We start from the raw sequence: 18520 nt of genomic DNA, 5'->3' as shown, positions 1-18520 counted from the left end.
CTCACGGCGACTGTCGGTGCCCCCGGCTTCCGATCCGCCGCTTCATTCGAGCACGGCCTCGACAATGGCGACAAAGTCATCGAGCGAGCGATCGCCACGAATCTCGATGCGTGGAAGATCGATGAGATCGCAATCGAGGTCCGCCGGCCCGTGTCTGCCGCCAAAGCCGATTCGATAGCCGCACTCCCTGGCAAGCCGGCCAAGCCGTCGGTCGGTGACAGAGAAAGGTGCCGCGAACGCCGTGGTCGACCGACTGGTCCAGCGTTCGATGAACATACGCGAACGCAGGAGCTCGGCGGCCAGCTCAGAGCTCGACAGGCCGTCGATCGCGCGATGGGTCGCCATATGGCTTCCGAAGAACGCACCTTCGCCGGCGATGCGTCGCACCGTCCCGGCGTCCATAAGCGGCGTCGGCGGACCGCTGAACGCGTCCCACCGCGCACTTTCACCCACCAGGTCCGTCACCAGGAACACTTCCGCGGTCAGGTCGTTCGCGCGCAACGTCGGCCAGGCGTGATCGGCAAAGTTCTGGAAGCCGTCATCGAAGGTGATGAGCACCGGGCGGCCGGCGAAAGGGTGACGGTTGGCGATGAACCATTCCAGTTGCTCGGACGTGATCGCGTGGAAGCCATTGGCTCGCAGCCACGCCATCTGGCCGGCGAATGCGGTTGGCGTGCACCGATAACGGGCGAGCGCGGCCGGACCGTCATCGGCGACGCTGTGATACATGAGGATAGGGATACGCTGCCGCCGCTCGCTGCGTGCGACGTCTCGGCGCAGGGCCCGTGCCCCGCCCCAGACGATCTTTCGCGCAACCCCGATTTCGATGGGCGCGCGGATTGGCACATGATCAATCACCGGCTCCATCGCCACGTCGTCCGGCGACAGGCGGCGGAAGCGGTCTATGCGATAGAGCTCGGTCTGGATCGATCGATCGAGGACGACGCCGTCGATCCCTGCCAGCGTCTCCGCGATCGCCTGCGCACCGAATGTGTTCCAGTCGAAGCCCGTCCTTTCAATATTGTCACCGAGCACGAATGCGTGCGCGCTTATGAAACTGCCGCCAGGCGCCAACGCCTCGACGACCTTCTTTGCGACGCGCCGCAACTCGGCGAGATCGTCCAGGTAGTAGAGCACTTCCGAACAGACGATCAGATCCATCTCGCCCGGCAGCGTGTCCGCGGCGAAATCCAGCACGCCGAACTCGACATTCGGCTGATCGCTGCATCGCGCGCGCGCCCGCCCGATGGCTATGGCAGAGATGTCGGTCGCGGTCAGATGGCCCACGCGCGGCGCCAGCCGCCGCGTGAAGTGGCCCTCCGCGCAGGCCAGCTCAAGCGCCCGCCCGATAGGACCCGCAGGCAGAATTTCGAGCTGCCGCTCATATTTTTCCTGCTCATAGGGCGAACCGTAGTTCCAGGGATCCTCGGTCGCGAAATAGCGATTCCAGAACGACATGCGATCATTGTCGTGGGCATCCGCGGCCGGTCTACGACGCGGCGCTGCAAGAGGTTTTGCAGGTTCGGCGCTCGACCGAACCAGCCTCCGCGCTTCCGCGGCCAATCGCGCAAGCTTGCCGAAATGGCTGTCCCGATCAGACCGGCGTCCCGACACGGACAACGATGCCTCGGCTGCAAGCATGTTCGACGTGTCGGCACCGGCGCCCGGCGCAAGCCGCTCGGGAGGCATGAGATTCGAGATCAATTCAATCCAATGACGCCTTGTCACCGTCCCGAGCGCGGCGAACTGCACGCGAGCCTCGATCCGGCCATCCATCATCAGACAGGCATGGATCTGATCGATCCCTTCCGGAAGTTCGATCGCGGTCGGATTTCTGGCGTCGACGCGAATTCCGAGTGTCCGCGCCAGCCTGCGCGGCGCGTCAAGATCGTCGCAGTCGAGAAGCATTTGCTCAAGGTGATATTGGGCACGGCGACCGGCCACGGGATCTCCCCAGACCTTGCCGAGTTCGATGATCAGCTCGGCGAGGGAGGCGCCGAACCTGTCCCACCTGGCCGCCAATTGCGCCGGCACCGACAGGCTTCCCACGATCAAGCCGTCGACGATCACCCTGGCGACCTTGCGCGCCCACTTACGCCCCACCGGGAGCGCGCGCAGGGGCTGCGGGTTGATCGGGCGCGAGCCGCGGCCGCAATCCGACGCGGCGTTCCACAACGCGAACCACGCGAGCGCCTCGGAAGCGGTACAGCCGTTTGCCTCGATCGCTCCATTGGCGTGAGCCGGTGCCGGGTGCTTGACCCTGGGATCGGGAGAAAAGCCGCGGGCGATCACGATCTCCGCGTCTGCCATCATCTGCGTCGAATTGCGGGAGAGCGAGTCGGGGCCGATCCGATGGAAAGCGAGCGGCTCGTCGACCATCACCCAACGTTTGCCCAGACGCGCGAGGCGCTGCCACAGGTCCCAGTCCTCGCAGGTGCGCAGCGACACATCGAAGCCGCCCAACTCGACAATCGTCTCCCGGTCGACCAGCAGCGCGTGAGTGCGAATGGCGCACCGGCGAGCGAATGTTTCGAAGGGCTGGATCGCGACCTCCGGTGCGATGCTCGACGGGGTGAGGCCGCCATCGGGCATCACGCGGCGAGATCCGCAATAGGCGGCCACCGCCTCGGGAGCGGCTTTCAGCGCGGCCAGCATTTTCGCGAGAAAGCCGGCATCCACCCAATCGTCCGCGTCCAGAAACACGAGCCAGCGGCCCCGCGCTGTCGAAATCCCGCTGTTGCGCGCGCCGGCGGCGCTCTGCGCGCAAGAGCTCAACGTCCGAAATCGGGCATCGCGCTTCGCATAACCCGCGATCATCGCGGGGGTGCGGTCCGTGGAGGCGTCATCGACGATGATCGCCTCCCAATCCACAATTTCCTGATCGAGAAGGCAATCGAGCGCGCGCGCCAGCGTTGCCTCCGCGTTGTGCGCAGGAACCACGATTGAAACCAAGGGATTATGCGTCACGCCGTCTCACCCGCGTCCGGTTCGATGGGAGAACAAAACGGATGACGGCATCGGATGGCAGCATCGCTCTGTCAAGATCGGGGCGAATTGGAAACAGGCAAAAAGGACTGGAATGACGACGGAGCGTAAGCGAAAGCTTCGCAAACGACGGCCGCCTCAGCCGTCCGAATCGGCAGCGTTCTGCCACCGGCCCACAGCGATCGCTCGATGCCCATTTGCGCTGCCGCTTGCTGGTTGACGGCTATCGGTTCATCCTTGTGCCTAGCCTGGCCGTGAAATGCGTGGCGAGATCACGCCGTCGCGGCCGCCAGTGAGGTCTTGTTCCATGGACTGCTCGGGCTGTGGTTTCGAGGTTGAGGCCGGTTTCGCCTTCTGTCCGAAGTGTGGCCGGCGCCAGCCGGTGCCATGCGCCAGTTGCGGCTACCTCTGCGCATCTGATTTCGAGTTCTGTCCGAAATGCGGGGCAAGCGTCGGTGCGCCGGCAAAGGCCGTCGAACGGCCTGCTCCGACACCAAGCCGCACGATCGTGCCGCCTTCGCGAACGCCGTCGCTGCTTCCCAACATCGAAAGCGAAGAAGGGCCGCAACCCGCCTCTGACGCCGATCGCCGGACGGTAACGGTGCTGTTCGCCGACCTTTGCGGCTTCACGACACTCAGCGAGCAGCTCGACCCCGAGGTCATGCAAACGCTGCAGAACGAACTGTTCAAGGAATTGACGGCGGCCGTGCGAAGCTTTGGTGGTTTCGTCGACAAATTCATCGGCGATGCGCTGCTCGCCTTGTTCGGTGCGCCGGTCGCGCATGAGGATGATCCGGAACGTGCGCTTCGCGCCGCTCTCGACATGCTCGCCCGGACGGCGCGGCTCGGCGAACGCACCCCCGACTCGGGCTCGCCTCTGTTGCTCCACATCGGCATAAATACCGGTCCGGTCGTTACCGGAGGATTGGGCATCGGCACCGCCAAATCCTATTCGGTGACCGGCGACACGGTGAATACAGCGCAACGCCTGCAATCGCTGGCCGCGCCGGGTGAGGTGCTGGTAGGCGAGCTCACTCACAGGCTGACCCGGCATGCCTTCTCCTATGAGTCGCTGGGCGATGTCGCGCTTCGCGGCAAGGCCGGCAGCGTGCTCGTCCATCGACTGGATGCTCCGCTCGCTGCGCCGCGCGCAGCGCGCGGGCTCGAGGCGCTCGGCCTCAATGCGCCGATAATAGGTCGTGGCGCGGAGCTCAACAGAATGCTGGCCAGCCTTGACCAGGCGTGCGGCGGCTCGGCCCAGCTCGTCCGCCTCGTCGGAGAAGCCGGCATCGGAAAATCGCGGCTGGTGAAGGAGTTCGTCGCCCGCGTCGGCGACGAGGATCGCTTTCGCAACGTCGCGGTGCGGCAGGCAACGTGCTCACCGCTGGGCGAACAATCATATGGCGCCTTGGGCGCGGTGGTGCGCAGCGCTGCCGGAATGATGCAAAACGACAGCGGGGACGAAATGCGGGCGAAGCTCGCGGCTTTGCTTACCGATCTCGGCGTGCAGGGCGAGGAGGCGAGGCGGCTGATGCCCTTGCTCTACCATGTGCTTGGCCTTGACGACCCCGATGCCGCCCTGCAGCATGTCGAGCCCGAGCAGTTGCGGCGGCAAATTCTCTACGCGGTCCGCACGATCGTCGAACGGCGGCTTGCCTTGTCGCCGCTGTTGATTGTCGTCGAAGACCTGCATTGGGCCGACGCCGTATCGCTCGAGGCGCTGCGTTTCGTGATGGACAGGCTGGAACGCACGCGGTTGATGCTGCTGGTCACGCATCGTCCAGCGCCGGACAACGACCAGCTCGACTCAAGTCGGGTCAGTCACACGGCGCTCAGGCTTTTGCCGCTCAACAGCGACGACGGACGCAGCCTGCTTACGGCGCTTTTCGGCGAAAGCTGGGTGAACTCCGCAGGCGGGCTTGTCGACCAGATCCTCGAGCGCGCGGGCGGCAACCCGCTTTTTGTAGAGGAGATCGTTCGCGGCCTTATCGATCGCGGTGTGCTGACGCGCGAGGACCAGCGGTGGCGGACTGCGGCAGGCGAAATCGCAACCGGCATTCCCGCCACTATCCAGGCAATGTTGCTTGCCCGGGTAGACCGGCTGCCGCAAGAGGTGCGCCGGTTGGCCCAGGAGGCCGCGGTAATCGGCCCGCGCTTCGATGCCACGCTTCTGAAAACCGTGACAGCCGACCCCGCCCGCCTGGAAGCCGGCTGCGAACTGCTTTGCGACGCGGAGATCATCGAGGAGGTTGCCGGATCAGGCTCGGTCTCGTCGCAAAGCTACCGCTTCACGCAAACCTTGCTGCAAGACGTGATCTACCAGAACCTGCTCCTGCAACGCCGGACCGATATCCACGGGCGAGTTGGTGCCGCTTTGGAGCAACTGTACGGCGACAAGCCGGAACGGCTCGAGGATTTGACCGTGCTCGGCCATCATTTCGCGCTGAGCGCCGAGCGGGAAAAGGGCGCGCGTTACCTGCAGGCAGCGGGCGATCGCGCTCGCATGATATACGCCAACGACGACGCCCTTCGTTTTTACGAGCGAGCACTGACCGCGCTGGGCGCGACCGGGCAATCACCGGTCAAACTGGCGATTGCAGAGCGCATTGCCGATTTGAGCGGCCCGGCAGGCCGCCGCGAGATCGCGCACCGCCACTACGAGACGGTCTTGCAGGCATATCGGGAGTCGGCCGATCGTGTCGCCTCGGCGCGAGTTCTGCGCAAGATCGGCCGGCTGCTCTGGGACGTCGGCAAACGGGACAACGCAGAGTCTCGCTATGCTGAAGCGGCAGCGCTGCTCGACGGAGCGGATGCCCCGGTCGAGCAGGCGCATCTGTGGCAAGAACGTGGCCGGCAGGCGTTCCGTAGCGGAGATCACGCTCTCGCGGCAAAATGGGCAGACGCGGCGCTGGATTGCGTGCGAGCTCTGACAGCGGAGCATGTCTCCGAAGCAGGGCGTGAAGCCACACTTGTGACCGCCGAGGCGCTCAATACCAAGGCTGTTGCGCTGGCTCGCCTTGGGCGAAGCCATGAAGCCGTGCGTCAGATTGAACGTAGCATTGAATTGGCCGAAGCCGCCGGTCTGCCGGGCACGGCCTGTCGCGGCTACACCAATCTCGGCGTGCTCTACACGACCATCGATCCGGCAAAGGCGATGGAGGTCTGCCGGCGCGGTCTTGAAGTGGCGCGCCGTATTGGCGATTTGGGGTTCCAGGCGCGGCTTCTCGCCAATCTGGCGGTCGCCTGTTGTACGTTCACAGATCGCTGTCCGACTGAGGGCGTTCCTGCCGCTGAGAAGGCCATCGAGATCGACCGGGCGCTCGACCAGCGCGAACACCTGGCGGTGCCGTTGATCGTGCTTGGGCAGATCCACCAGTGCAACGGCCGTCCGGAACAGGCGGTTGGTTTGTTCCATGAAGCGCTGGATGTAGCCCGCGAAACGGGCGAACCCCAACTGCTGTTTCCGTGCTATGATGGTCTTGCAACGCTCAATCTCGACCTCGACAATCTGACCGAGGCCGAACGCTACTTTTCCCTGGCGCAGGGAATATGCGCCCAGCACGGGCTCGACCCGGAAGCGCTCGTCGTGCTGCCTTTTCTCGACTAGCCGGGTGGGAGGTTGGAATGTCCGCGCATAGTGACTTGGTACCGCTTCAACCGGGTGATCGTGCGCCAAACGTGGTACTCGACGCCATCACCCAGGAAGGCAAGATCGCGCTCGACGACTTTCGCGGACAAAAACCGGTGCTGGTCGGCCTGTTTCGAGGTCTGCATTGTGCGTTTTGCCGGCGCCATATCGCCGCCCAGGCGCGGCTTGATCCGGAGTTGCGCGAAAAGGGCGTGGGGAGCCTGACGGTGGTCAATACGCCGATCGAGCGGGCGCGTCTCTATTTCCGCTACCACCCGATGCCGAATCTGCTTGCGGCCTCCGACCCTGAACGCGCTTCACATCGTGCTTTTGGACTGCCCAATCTCGAATTCACCGAAAACGAGACGAACTGGCCGTACAAGGTCGCGATGGCAGCAGCAATGGATATGCGGGTCGACATACCAGGCGAGTTGCCCGGTCCTATGAACCCCATTGCGGCCGCCGAAATCCTCGACAAGAAGGACCATTACGAAGTGACCGAAGCCGACCAGCAGATGATGGCGACGGGACACGGACAACTGATCGGTCAGTTCCTGCTGGACCGGCAGGGCATCGTCCGCTGGAGCTTCACGGAGGTTCCAGAGGGTGGGCGATACATGTTTGCGGCGCCAAGCCCGCAGGAGCTGATGTCAGCGGTCTCCCAAGTCGCCCAATAGACTTGCGAACAAGGTAAGCATGACACCGCCCAGAGAGCGGCAACGCTGTCGCCCGCGAGCGCAAGTTTCACAACAAATTCAATAGTTTGCTTAAAATAGGATGGTACCGTTGGCTGGGCTCGAACCAGCGACCCCCAGATCCACAATCTGGTGCTCTAACCAACTGAGCTACAACGGCACGTCCGCCTGAGCGCAATCCGAGGAGAAATTGTTCTCCGCGTCGGCATCTCGGCGATGCGTCCCTTACGGGCTATCGGAGTCTAATTCAAGGCCTTTAATAAGGCAAAGACAGGTTCAGCGAACCGGCATCAGGCAAACGGACAAAAGAAAAGGCCGGCGGGAGGAGGTGCCGGCCTTTTCCTGTTACGAGCCAGCGGGAGGAGGTGCTGGCTGGTCACCCCGGAGAGCAAAGGGAGGAGGTTTCGCGCTCCGGGTATTCGCTTGATCAATTCATCGCATATCTATTTGTCTGACGAAATGCGACGTTTTGATGCATCGTTGAGCCCGAATATCAGGCAGCCTTGATGTCCTTGAACGCCTTTTCAAAAGCGGTCTTCACCGGCTTCGAGACGTCCTCGACGGCCTTGGAGGCAACGGCCTGAAAATCCTTGGCCTGCTCGACGGCCATCTCGGCGCGCTTGCGCAGGAAAGCGGTCTGCAGCTCGACGACCTCGGAGAGCGTCTTGGCACCGACCAGGGCTTCGAGATGCGAGAAGCCGGCTTCGGTATTGGCGCGCAGCACGGCGATGGTCTTGAGCGACAGGTCGCTGGAAACGGTCTTGGCGGTCTCGTAGGTCGACTCCAGAACCTTCTGGGTCTCCTCGGCGCCGCTCTTCAGCTTGGTATAGGCCTCTTTCGACTGCTCAACGCCCTTCTCGGCGAAAGCGCGGAACTGGTCGGTGGCCTTGGAAGCGTCGAAGCTCGGGAATTCAATGTTCTCGATGGTGTCAGCGGTCTTCGTGGTGGTCTTGGACATTTTCCAACCTCTCAGGGGGCAGCGGCTTTGACAGAAAGCCGTCTCGTTCATGTATGATGGCAATATAAAGGCATCTTTTGTGCATTGCAACATCTTTGTTGCAGCGCACCATAAAAATCGCCCGACCGTTAACCACGAGCCCAGAGATTTCGGCCTATGCACGGCATGGCTTGTGGACCTTCGCTCCGTACGCTTTTATTAACAAAGCGTTAACCGAAATGCCCGCTTCGGAGGGTTCGCCAGCGCATGCCGTCTGAAAACTACTCCTTCCTCGATGTCGCCGTGCTCGATGCGGTGCGCCAGCGTTTCGCCGCCGGCGACGCGCTTGCCATATTGTCGGCCGACCTCGAGCAGGTGATCTGGGCCAACGGGCCAGGCGCCGCCGTGTTCGGCTATCCGAATATCGAGGCCATCATCGGGGCCTCGGCGCGGCTGCCGCTGATCGCCAGGCGGCAGATCATGGCGACCAGCGGCTTTCCGGACATCGGCAGCGACCGCGCCGTCACCGTGAGGCTGGCGACCGGCATGGTCAGCCGGGCCGTCGGCTTGCTGGCCAGCGCGGTGACTATGCCGGACGGCGAAAAGGCGGTCATGCTGGTGGTGCCGGCGGCGCAGACCGGCTCGCGCAGCCCAGCCGAAATCGCCGGCCGCGCCATCGGCGGCTTCACCGAGGCCGGACATTTCATCGCCTTCATCGATGCGCAGGGCCATGTCGAGGCGGCTTCGGAGGGATTTGCGGCGCTCGGCATCAAGCCGGAGACCCTGGCGGCCCTGGTTGCGGATATGGCAAGCGCGGGAGACCGCATCGTCAAGCGGCTTGTCCCGGGCGCAAGCACCTCCTACCCGGCCGGCCTGGCACGGTTGACCGACGCGCGCCATCTTCTGGTGGTGATCGACGAGGACCAACTCGACGGCGATCAGGCGGCAGCATCGGAAAGCGCGCCCACCCAGCCCCCGGCCGCGGCAACGGGCCAAAAGGCGGACACGGTCCCGGCGCTGGCTGCCGACAGCGCCCGGCCAACGGAAAAGACCGTGGCCAGGGTCGACCATGCAGCGGACACCGCCGTGGCAGGCAGGCAGGCAGCCGATGCAGGCCCCGCGCAGCACGACCATTGGTATTTCAACGCCGGCGGCGACGATGTGAAAGAGCCGGCGGCGCCGGCACCGGCCGAACCGAGTGGCGCCGCGGCCGGAACGCGGCAGGACACCACCGAAACGGCGACGACAGAGCCGACCGCGGCTCGCGACATAGACCGTTCGGCGCCGCCGCTGCGTTTCGTCTGGCGCACCGATGCCGAAGGCAAGTTCAGCGCGCTGTCGCCGGAATTCGCCGACCTCGTCGGCAAGCCGGCCGCCGATGTGATCGGCCGCCGCTTCAGGGACGTCGCCACGACTTTCGGCCTCGACGCGTCGGGCGAGATCGCCACGCTGCTCGAGCGGCGCGACACCTGGTCCGGGCGCTCGGTGCTTTGGCCGGTGGCAGGCACTGACCTTACGATCCCGGTCGATCTTGCGGCGCTGCCGGTCTATGGCCGCAGCCGCGCCTTCGAAGGTTTTCGCGGCTTCGGTGTCGCGCGCAGCGCCGACGCCGTTGTCGACCCGGAAGCGCTCGGCATGGCGCTTGTGCCCAATGGCGCCGCGCCGGCCGAACCCGAACCTTCGGACGGGCAACCGGCGGCCGAGCCTACGAAGCCCGCCGATCCGTTCCTGGGTGAAGTGCCGGCGCTGACCATCGTGCCCAAGCCGGAGCGGCGCTATGCCGACAAGGTGATCCGGCTGGCCGAGCACCGGCAGCCGGCCAACGACAAGCAGCCGGGAAATGACGCAGCTGCCAGTGACAAGCCGGCCAGTGACAAGCCGGGAAATGAGAGGCCGGGAAGTGAGAGGACCCTGTCGATCCTCGAGCGCAGCGCCTTTCGCGAGATCGGCGAGCGGCTGCGCAAGGACAGTTCCGGCCCGGCCGAGCCGCAAACCAGCGACAGTGCCGGGGCAGAAAGGCGACCTGATGCGGCTTCAGCGGCCGACAAGCCTGGTCTCGCGGCCGAACAACCGAAGGCCGATGAGAGGAAGGCCGACGAATCTGATCTGACGGCGCCTCGCGCGACCTCGCATGGGCCTGTCGTGCAGGAGGATGACGAAACCTTTGAAACGGCGGAGGCTGAGACCGAAGCGGAAGATCAGAAGGACCTGGCTCGGCTCGACGGCACCGACGGCGCCTCCGAGGCGGCCATTGGCGAAGACGAAACGCCACCCGCCTCCGGTTCGCTGCTCAACTATGCCGGGCCCGAGAAAGCCGACGAGGCAGGTCCCGACACCCGCCAAACCGCAGCGACCGAAAAGGGATCCGAACCGAAGGCTGAACGGCCGGCGCCTGCCCCTGACGCAGGCGCTGACGACGACAGCATGACCGCCGACGATTTTCGCGACGCGCAAGACAGCGAGGACTGGGCCGGTTCCGACGCGGACGGCGCCCTGCCCCCGGCTGAACAGCCTGGCGAAGCGAAAGCGGCGCCGCCGGAACGGCCGCGCCTGGAGGTGCCGCCGCTCAAGCTTGAAGGCTTCGTGCCGTCGGCTTTCTCCATCGGAGAGGAAGGCAGGGCTCCCGATACGTCCATTCTCGCCAGGCTGCCTGTGCCGTTGCTCATCCATTCCGGCGACGTGCTGCATTACGCCAATGAGGCGTTCCTCGAACTCACTGGCTACGACGCGCTGAAAGACCTCACCGATGCCGGCGGGCTCGGCGCCTTGTTCGCCGACCACTACTCCGACGACGGCGAGGCCGACGAAAGCGACCGTTCCTTGAAGCTCCAGACCCGCCAGGGCCTGGAATTCCCGATCGATGCGCTCCTGCGTTCCGTGCCGTGGCGCGGCGGCAAGGCGCTGATGCTAGTGGTGCGCCGTTCCGGCGAGGACGAAGCGCCGGCCGCGCATCTCAGCGCGGCCAATGACGAGCCGAGCCAGCAGCCGGATGTTTCGGAGCTGAAGTCGCGCATCGCCGAAATGCGCACCATCATCGACACCGCCACCGACGGCGTGGTGCTGATCGGCCGCGACGGCAATATCCGCTCGATCAGCCGCCCGGCGGAGGCGCTGTTCGGCTTCGACAGCGATGAGGTCGCCGGCAAGCCCTTCGCCTCGCTGTTCGCCATCGAGAGCCAGCGCGCGGCGCGCGACTATCTCGCCGGCCTTTCCGAACCTGGTGTGGCGAGCGTCCTCAACGACGGGCGCGAGGTTATCGGCCGCGAGGCGCAGGGGCGTTTCATCCCGCTGTTCATGACCATCGGCAGCCTGCCCAACGACAGCGGCTTCTGCGCCGTCGTGCGCGACATCACGCAGTGGAAGCGGGCCGAGGAGGACCTCACCCAGGCGCGCGCGGTGGCCGAGCGCGCCTCCTCGCAGAAGACGGATTTCCTCGCCCGCATCAGCCACGAGATCCGCACGCCGCTCAACGCCATCATCGGCTTTTCCGAACTGATGGTGGACGAGAAATTCGGTCCCGTAGCCAACGACCGCTACCGCGACTACCTGCGCGACATCAACCGCTCCGGCAATCACGTGCTCGATCTCGTCAACGACCTGCTCGACATCTCAAAGATCGAGGCAGGCCAGCACGAGATGGCCTACGAGGCGGTCTCGCTCAACGACACGCTGGCCGAAACGGTTGCGATGATGCAGCCGCAGGCCAACCGCGAGCGCGTCATCATCCGCTCGAGCTTCGCCTCGCGGCTGCCCGAAGTGGTGGCGGATCTGAGAAGCGTGCGCCAGATCGCGCTCAACATCCTGTCCAATGCCATCCGCTACACGCAAGCCGGCGGACAGGTGATCGTATCCACCGCCTACGAAGCCTCCGGCGACGTCGTCATGCGCGTGCGCGACACCGGCATCGGCATGACCCCGGCCGAGATCGAGCAGGCGCTGAAACCGTTCAAGCAGATCAATGCGCTGAAACGCGGCCGCGGCGACGGCACCGGCCTCGGGCTGCCGCTGACCAAGGCGATGGTGGAGGCCAACCGCGCCCGCTTCGCCATCACCTCGACGCCCGGCGAAGGCACGCTGGTAGAGGTCGCCTTCCCCTCGACGCGCGTGCTGGCTGAATAACCCGCTTCGAAAAGAAAAAAGGCGTCCAATGGACGCCTTGAAAGATGGGATTGCTGTCACAACGGGGGCTTGAGCGAATCTGAACCTCAGGGGACGAGGAACGGGATCTCTCCCTCAAGTTACACGCGACTATCGGCGTCGTCCCTTAACAAGTCCTTACCGCGGCCTCAAAAAATTTACGAATGTGTACCACTCGTGAAATCTAGGTAAATTCGCCCGACAGAGTTTTTTAACCATACCGCAGCGGCTCAATCCGCAAGCTGTGGCAGGTTCCTGAACAGCTCCAGCGCTTCGGGATTGGCCAGCGCCTCCTTGTTCTTGATGGCGCGGCCGTGGACCACGTCGCGCACGGCAAGCTCGGTGATCTTGCCGGATTTGGTCCTTGGAATGTCGCTGACGGCAACGATCTTGGCCGGCACGTGGCGCGGGCTGGCGCCGGTGCGGATCCTTGCGCGGATGCGCTTTTCCAGATCCTCGTCGAGGCTCACCCCGGCGGCCAGCCGCACGAACAAGACGACGCGCACGTCATTGTCCAAATCCTGACCGATGCAGAGCGCTTCCAGGATTTCCGGCATCTGCTCGACCTGGTTGTAGATCTCGGCCGTGCCGATCCTCACCCCGCCCGGATTGAGCGTGGCGTCGGAGCGGCCATGGATGATCATGCCGCCATGCACCGTCCACTCGGCGAAGTCGCCATGGCACCAGACATTGTCGAAGCGCTCGAAATAGGCCGCGTGGTACTTTTTGCCTTCCGGGTCGTTCCAGAAGCCGATCGGCATCGACGGGAAGGCTTTCGCGCAGACGAGTTCCCCCTTCTCCTGCCGCACCGGCTTGCCGTCGTCGTCCCAGACGTCGACCGCAAGGCCGAGGCCGGGCCCTTGGATCTCGCCGCTCCAGACCGGCTCCGTCGGCACGCCGAGCACGAAGCAGGAGACGATGTCGGTGCCGCCGGAAATCGAGGCCAGGTGCACGTCCTTCTTGATGCCGTCATAGACGAAGCGGAAATCCTCCGGCGACAAGGGCGAGCCGGTGGAAGAGATGGTGCGCACGCTGGCGAGATCATGGCTCTTGATCGGCTTCAGCCCCGCCTTGCGCACGGAATCGATGAATTTCGCCGAGGTGCCGAAATAGGTCATCTTCTCGGCATCGGCGAAATCGAACAGCGCGTTGCCGTCGGGATAGAAGGGCGAGCCGTCGTAAAGCAGCAGCGTCGCCCCCGAGGCGAGGCCCGAAACCAGCCAGTTCCACATCATCCAGCCGCAGGTGGTGAAATAGAAGAAGCGGTCGCCGTCGAGCAGGCCGGCGTGCAGCCGCTGCTCCTTGACGTGCTGGATCAGCGTGCCGCCGGCCGAGTGAACGATGCATTTCGGGATCCCGGTCGTGCCGGAGGAGAACAGGATGTAGAGCGGGTGCGAAAACGCCAGCCGCTCGAAGGCGAGCGGCCTGGCGGCGAAGGGCGAGAGCGCCTCTTCCAGCGCCGCTGCCTTGTCGATGGTGGCGGCGACGTCGGCAGACGTGCCGAGATAGTCGACGATCAGCACCTTTCGCACTGTCGCGAGCTTCCCGGCAACCGCCCGGACCTTGTCGGCGACCTCGATCGCCTTGCCGTTATACCAGTAGCCGTCCGGCGCAATGAAGACGACCGGCTCGATCTGGCCGAAACGGTCGAGCACGCCCTGCTCGCCGAAATCGGGCGAGCAGGAAGACCAGACCGCGCCGATCGAGGCGGCTGCCAGCATGGCGGCGACCGTCTCGGGCATGTTGGGCATCATGGCGGCGACGCGGTCGCCCTCTTTGACCCCCAGCGACAGGAAGAGCTGCTGCAGACGCGAGGTGAGCGCATTGAGCTCGTTCCACGACAGCCGGCGCTCGATCTTGTCCTCGCCGCGAAAGACGATTGCCAGACCGCCGCCGGTCTTCTTCAGCAGGTTCTCGGCGAAATTGAGCTTGGCGTCGGGGAAAAAGGCCGCGCCCGGCATCTTCTCGCCATCGACCAGCGCCCGCTCGCCCTTGTCGCCGACAAGTCCGCAAAAATCCCAGACCAGGTCCCAGAACGCCTCGCGATCGTCGATCGACCAGCGGTGGAGCTCGGCATAGCTGGAGAACGCCTCGCCTGATTTCGCAGCCGCAGCCTTCATGAAAGCGGTCATCGGCGCGGAGGCGATCCGGTCCTGCGTCGGCGTCCACAAGGGGGTGTCGGCCATGATCTTCCTCCCAAAAGCGCGTCGCGATTGCGGCAGTTAAGCCCGACATCGCCCGACGTCATTGTCCTAAAACCGCCATGCGGTTTCGGCGTCGGACAGGCTTATCGCTTATGCATACCGCAGCGCAGCAGAGCAAGATTTTGTTGGAATGAGCGGCCAGGACGCGGCGCAAACGCCATCCCGGGGCCATAAAGACTTGAAAAGCGTCGGCGCTTGGTTACACCCGTCGGGCGATTTTGTCGGCAACGGAAACATACGGGGCGAGATGCCATCATCTTTGATCCGGCGCGGGGTATGGGTCATCGGCGTTGCGGTGCTGGTCATCGCGCTCGCCGTCGCCGCCTTGCCGCTGATTGCCTCGACACGCATCGTGCGCGACCGCATCGCCTGGGAGTTGAGCGCCTGGAGCGGCTTCCGCGTGACTATCGACGGCTCGCCGCGCATCGAGGTGTGGCCGAAATTCCGGGCGATCCTCAGCGACGTGACGCTGTCGCAATGGACCGAGACCGACGCCCCGCCGGTGGTCGAAGCCGAGCGTGTCGAAGTCGACCTCTCCGCCATGGCCGCCCTGCAGGGCGACGTCCGGTTCTCGACGGCAAGGCTGGTGCGGCCGACCATCAGGGTCGAGCGCACGGCGCGCGGCCTCTACCTGCCTGCGCTGCCGACGGGCGGCCGCATCACGCGCTCGATTGACACGGCGCGCGGCGTAGTCACCGCGAACCCGCAGAAACCCGATCTCGGCAGATTGCCTTCCGATCCGTTCGGCACGGTCGAGTTCCGCGACGGCCGCGTCGTGACCTCGGTGGGCGGCAAGGAGACCGAAATCCTGAGCAGCCTCAGCGGCCAAGTGAACTGGGCGGCCATGAACAGCGACGCCACGCTCACGGCGACCGGCATCTGGCGCGGCGAGAGCGTCCAGATCGATTTTTCCTCGGCGAGGCCGCTGGTGCTGTTTGCCGGAGGCGCGGCGCCCGTCACGCTCGCCTTCAAGGCGGCGCCGGCCACGCTCTCTTTCGACGGCATCGCCTCGATGTCGGAGAACGCCTATCTCGATGGTCAGGCGAAATTCGCCGCTCCTTCTCTGAGACGCCTGCTCGAATGGTCGCAGGCCGGCATCGCGCCCGGCGCCGCGATCGGATCCGTCTCGGTCGCGAGCAAGGTGACGGCGTCGGCGGGGCGGGCAAAATTAGAGAACACGACGGTGGCGCTGGACAACAATCCCGGCATGGGCGCGCTGGACCTTTCGTTCAGCGAGGCCCTGCCCGTCATTGCCGGCACGCTTGCCTTCGACACGCTCGATCTTCGATCGTTCTTTTCCGCTTTCACGCCGATCGCTCCCACCGGCGAAGCAGGCCCCGGCGAGATCGACACCAGCTTCGCCGACAAGATCAACCTCGACCTCAGGCTGTCGGCGGCGCACGCCACCGCCGGCCCGATCCAGCTCGCCGACGTCGCCGCGACCGCGCAGGTCAAGAACGGGCTTGCCGTTTTCGACATCTCCGACGCCTCGGCCTTTAACGGCAACATCCAGAGCAGCCTGCGTTTCGACCGCAAGCCGGACGGCACCCAGGTCGAGATGCGGCTCCTGGCGTCGGACGTCGACACCGGCGCCTTCGCAACCGCGGCGGGGATGACGCGGCTGGTGCCGGCCGGCACGGGAACCGTCTCGATCATCCTCAAGGGGCCGGGCAAGGCCTGGGGTTCCATCTTCGAGAACGCCGACGGGTCCTTCTCGGCGACGTTCGGGCCGGGCTCGCTCAACGGGCTCAACCTGCCGGCCTTCCTCAAGCGCAACGAACAGGGCGGGTTCTTCGCCCTCGACGACGTCGCCGACGGTTCGCTGCCGATCGACGGCGCCGAGATCAAGGCGAGCATCTCGAAAGGCGTGGCGCGGTTGGACAAGGCCGAGGTCAATGCACAGAAGTACAAGATCTGGCTTTCCGGCATTGCCTCCTATACCGGGCGCGGACTGGCGCTCTCGGGCGGTATCGTCCCGACCGGTCAGCCTGCGCAGCAACAGCCGGCGCAGCAACCAGCCGCCAGCGGCCAGCCAGCCGTGCAAGCCCCGCCGCCGCCAAAGCAATCGCTGTTCTTTGTCGGCGGCAACTGGAGCACGCCGTTCATCTCGCCGATCAGCCGGGGCGTTTCCGGCCAATAAGGCAATTGCCCCTACCCGCGCTGGGCTGCCTGCTCGTCGCGCTGGCGCTGGACCTCGCGGCGCTTGTTGGCGATCGAGGCGATGATGACGCCGACGGCGACGACAGCGATCAGGATGGTGCAGGCGGCGTTGATCTCCGGCGTCACCCCGAGGCGCACCTGGCTGTAGATCTTCATCGGCAGCGTCGTGGCGCCCGGGCCGGAGGTGAAGGAGGCGATGACCAGATCGTCGAGCGAGAGTGTGAAGGCCAGCATCCAGCCCGAAATGATCGCCGGCAGGATGACCGGCAAGGTGATCTGGAAGAAGGTCTTCACCGGCGACGCGCCGAGGTCCATGGCCGCTTCCTCCAGCGAGCGGTCGAAGGAGACCAGACGCGACTGCACGACGACGGCCACGAAACACATGGTGAAGGTGGTGTGGGCAAGCGTCACCGTGAAGAAGCCGCGGTCGAGTCCGACGGCGACGAACAGCAGCAGCAAGGACAGGCCTGTGATGACTTCCGGCATGACCAAAGGCGCAAAGACCATGCCCGAGAACAGCACCCGCCCCCTGAAGCGCGTGTAGCGCGTCAACGTAATCGCCGCCAGTGTGCCGAGCACCGTCGCAGCGGTGGCCGAAATGACGCCGACACGCGCCGTCACCCAGGTGGCGTCCATCAGGCCCTGGTTGTGGAACAGCGATACGTACCATTTGGTCGAGAAGCCGCCCCAGACTGTGACAAGCTTCGATTCGTTGAAGGAAAAGATGATGAGCAGCACGATCGGCAGATAGAGGAAGGCAAAGCCGAGCACGATCGAGCTGATGTTGAAGCGGCTCCAGGTGGCGTTCATTTGCCTTGCTCCTGGGCTTTCGCTTGTGCCTGCTGGAAGAACATGATCGGAATTATAAGCACCAGAAGCAGGATGACGGCCACCGCCGACGAGACCGGCCAATCGCGGTTATTGAAGAACTCGTTCCACAGCGTTCTGCCGATCATCAGCGTCTGCGAGCCGCCAAGCAGGTCCGGGATGACGAATTCGCCGACCGCCGGGATGAAGACCAGGAGGCAGCCGGCGATCACGCCCGGCAGCGACAGCGGGAATGTGATCTTCCAGAAGGCGCCGGTCGGTGGGCAGCCGAGGTCCTGCGCCGCCTCGATCAGCGAATAGTCCATCTTCTCCAGCGACGAATAGAGCGGCAGCACCATGAAGGGCAGGTAGGAATAGACGATGCCGATGAAGATCGCGTTGTAGGTGTTGAGGATCTGCAGCTTGTCGCTGATGATGTGCAGCGACAAAAGTAGCTCGTTGAGCAGCCCCTCCGGCTTGAGGATGCCGATCCAGGCATAGACGCGGATCAGGAACGAGGTCCAGAACGGCAGGATCACCAGCATGAGCAAGATCGGGCGGACCGTTGCAGGCGCCCGCGCCATGCCATAGGCGATCGGATAGCCGACGATCAGCGTCAGCACTGTCGAGATGCCCGCGATGATCACGCTCGTCACATAGGCGTTGAAGTAAAGCGCGTCCTGGGTCAGCAAGGTGTAATTGTCGAAATTGAGCTCGCGAAAGCCTGCGAAGAATCCTGAAACGCCGTCGCTGAAATCGAGCACGGGCGTGTAGGGCGGCATGGCGATCGCCGTCTGCGACAGCGAGATCTTGAAGACGATGATGAACGGAACGAGGAAGAAGAACAGCAGCCAGAGATAGGGGACGACGATGACGAGGCGGTCGACGAAACCCTTCGCCAGTCGGGTCGGCAGGGCGGCGGTTTCGGCTGACGGAGAAGCGGCGGCGGCGATGTTGGTCATGGCCC

Annotated in this window: 9 protein-coding genes and 1 tRNA gene; 4 read left to right on the top strand and 6 right to left on the bottom strand. The window is 64.5% G+C overall.

What is annotated here, in order from left to right; all coding sequences use genetic code 11:
- Positions 1-42: 42 nt before the first annotated feature.
- Complete coding sequence (locus EN874_RS20235; RefSeq protein ID WP_127426543.1) at positions 43-2967, bottom strand: trifunctional glycosyltransferase/class I SAM-dependent methyltransferase/polysaccharide deacetylase; 2925 nt, start codon at positions 2965-2967, stop codon at positions 43-45.
- 325 nt (positions 2968-3292) lie between these two features.
- On the opposite strand from EN874_RS20235, the gene EN874_RS20230 reads away from it, so the two are divergent.
- The gene (locus EN874_RS20230; protein WP_127426544.1) at positions 3293-6592 is read left to right on the top strand and encodes an adenylate/guanylate cyclase domain-containing protein; all 3300 of its coding nucleotides are present in this window, start codon (positions 3293-3295) and stop codon (positions 6590-6592) included.
- Positions 6593-6609: 17 nt separating this feature from the next.
- The gene (locus EN874_RS20225) at positions 6610-7290 is read left to right on the top strand and encodes a redoxin domain-containing protein (RefSeq protein ID WP_126085759.1); all 681 of its coding nucleotides are present in this window, start codon (positions 6610-6612) and stop codon (positions 7288-7290) included.
- A gap of 101 nt (positions 7291-7391) precedes the next feature.
- Here the strand turns inward: EN874_RS20225 and EN874_RS20220 are convergent.
- Both EN874_RS20220 and EN874_RS20215 read right to left on the bottom strand, forming a co-directional pair.
- Positions 7392-7468 (bottom strand) — tRNA-His (locus EN874_RS20220).
- Positions 7469-7801: 333 nt separating this feature from the next.
- Positions 7802-8266 carry a phasin gene (locus EN874_RS20215; protein WP_126085789.1) on the bottom strand — a complete coding sequence of 155 codons (465 nt, stop codon included), beginning with the start codon at positions 8264-8266 and terminating at the stop codon, positions 7802-7804.
- A 246-nt stretch (positions 8267-8512) separates the two neighbouring features.
- Here EN874_RS20215 and EN874_RS20210 point away from each other — a divergent pair, with 246 nt between their 5' ends.
- On the top strand, positions 8513-12364 hold the full coding sequence (locus EN874_RS20210; RefSeq protein WP_127426545.1) for a PAS domain S-box protein: 3852 nt from the start codon (positions 8513-8515) through the stop codon (positions 12362-12364).
- 248 nt (positions 12365-12612) lie between these two features.
- Here EN874_RS20210 and EN874_RS20205 read toward each other — a convergent pair whose 3' ends face one another.
- The gene (locus tag EN874_RS20205) at positions 12613-14571 is read right to left on the bottom strand and encodes an acetoacetate--CoA ligase (RefSeq protein ID WP_127426546.1); all 1959 of its coding nucleotides are present in this window, start codon (positions 14569-14571) and stop codon (positions 12613-12615) included.
- A 262-nt stretch (positions 14572-14833) separates the two neighbouring features.
- On the opposite strand from EN874_RS20205, the gene EN874_RS20200 reads away from it, so the two are divergent.
- Positions 14834-16726: an AsmA family protein gene (locus tag EN874_RS20200; protein WP_127426547.1), complete on the top strand. Its 1893-nt coding sequence runs from the start codon at positions 14834-14836 to the stop codon at positions 16724-16726.
- A gap of 11 nt (positions 16727-16737) precedes the next feature.
- Here EN874_RS20200 and EN874_RS20195 read toward each other — a convergent pair whose 3' ends face one another.
- On the bottom strand, positions 16738-17556 hold the full coding sequence (locus EN874_RS20195) for an ABC transporter permease subunit (protein ID WP_126085793.1): 819 nt from the start codon (positions 17554-17556) through the stop codon (positions 16738-16740).
- Positions 17553-18515 carry an ABC transporter permease subunit gene (locus EN874_RS20190; protein WP_127426548.1) on the bottom strand — a complete coding sequence of 321 codons (963 nt, stop codon included), beginning with the start codon at positions 18513-18515 and terminating at the stop codon, positions 17553-17555. The genes EN874_RS20195 and EN874_RS20190 overlap by 4 nt, the downstream gene beginning before the upstream one ends.
- Positions 18516-18520: the final 5 nt, after the last annotated feature.

The sequence above is a fragment of the Mesorhizobium sp. M1D.F.Ca.ET.231.01.1.1 genome, assembly GCF_003999155.2.
In the GTDB taxonomy this organism is placed as follows: domain Bacteria; phylum Pseudomonadota; class Alphaproteobacteria; order Rhizobiales; family Rhizobiaceae; genus Mesorhizobium.
Note: the sequence above shows the minus strand (reverse complement) of the source record. Positions and strands in the feature narration are given on the sequence as shown.

Excerpts from the sequence above, each read along its gene's own strand:
- EN874_RS20230 (WP_127426544.1), top strand. The coding sequence starts at position 3,293 with ATGGACTGCTCGGGCTGTGGTTTCGAGGTTGAGGCCGGTTTCGCCTTC.
- EN874_RS20225 (WP_126085759.1), top strand. The coding sequence starts at position 6,610 with ATGTCCGCGCATAGTGACTTGGTACCGCTTCAACCGGGTGATCGTGCG.
- EN874_RS20215 (WP_126085789.1), bottom strand. The coding sequence starts at position 8,266 with ATGTCCAAGACCACCACGAAGACCGCTGACACCATCGAGAACATTGAA.
- EN874_RS20210 (WP_127426545.1), top strand. The coding sequence starts at position 8,513 with ATGCCGTCTGAAAACTACTCCTTCCTCGATGTCGCCGTGCTCGATGCG.
- EN874_RS20200 (WP_127426547.1), top strand. The coding sequence starts at position 14,834 with ATGCCATCATCTTTGATCCGGCGCGGGGTATGGGTCATCGGCGTTGCG.
- EN874_RS20195 (WP_126085793.1), bottom strand. The coding sequence starts at position 17,556 with ATGAACGCCACCTGGAGCCGCTTCAACATCAGCTCGATCGTGCTCGGC.
- EN874_RS20190 (WP_127426548.1), bottom strand. The coding sequence starts at position 18,515 with ATGACCAACATCGCCGCCGCCGCTTCTCCGTCAGCCGAAACCGCCGCC.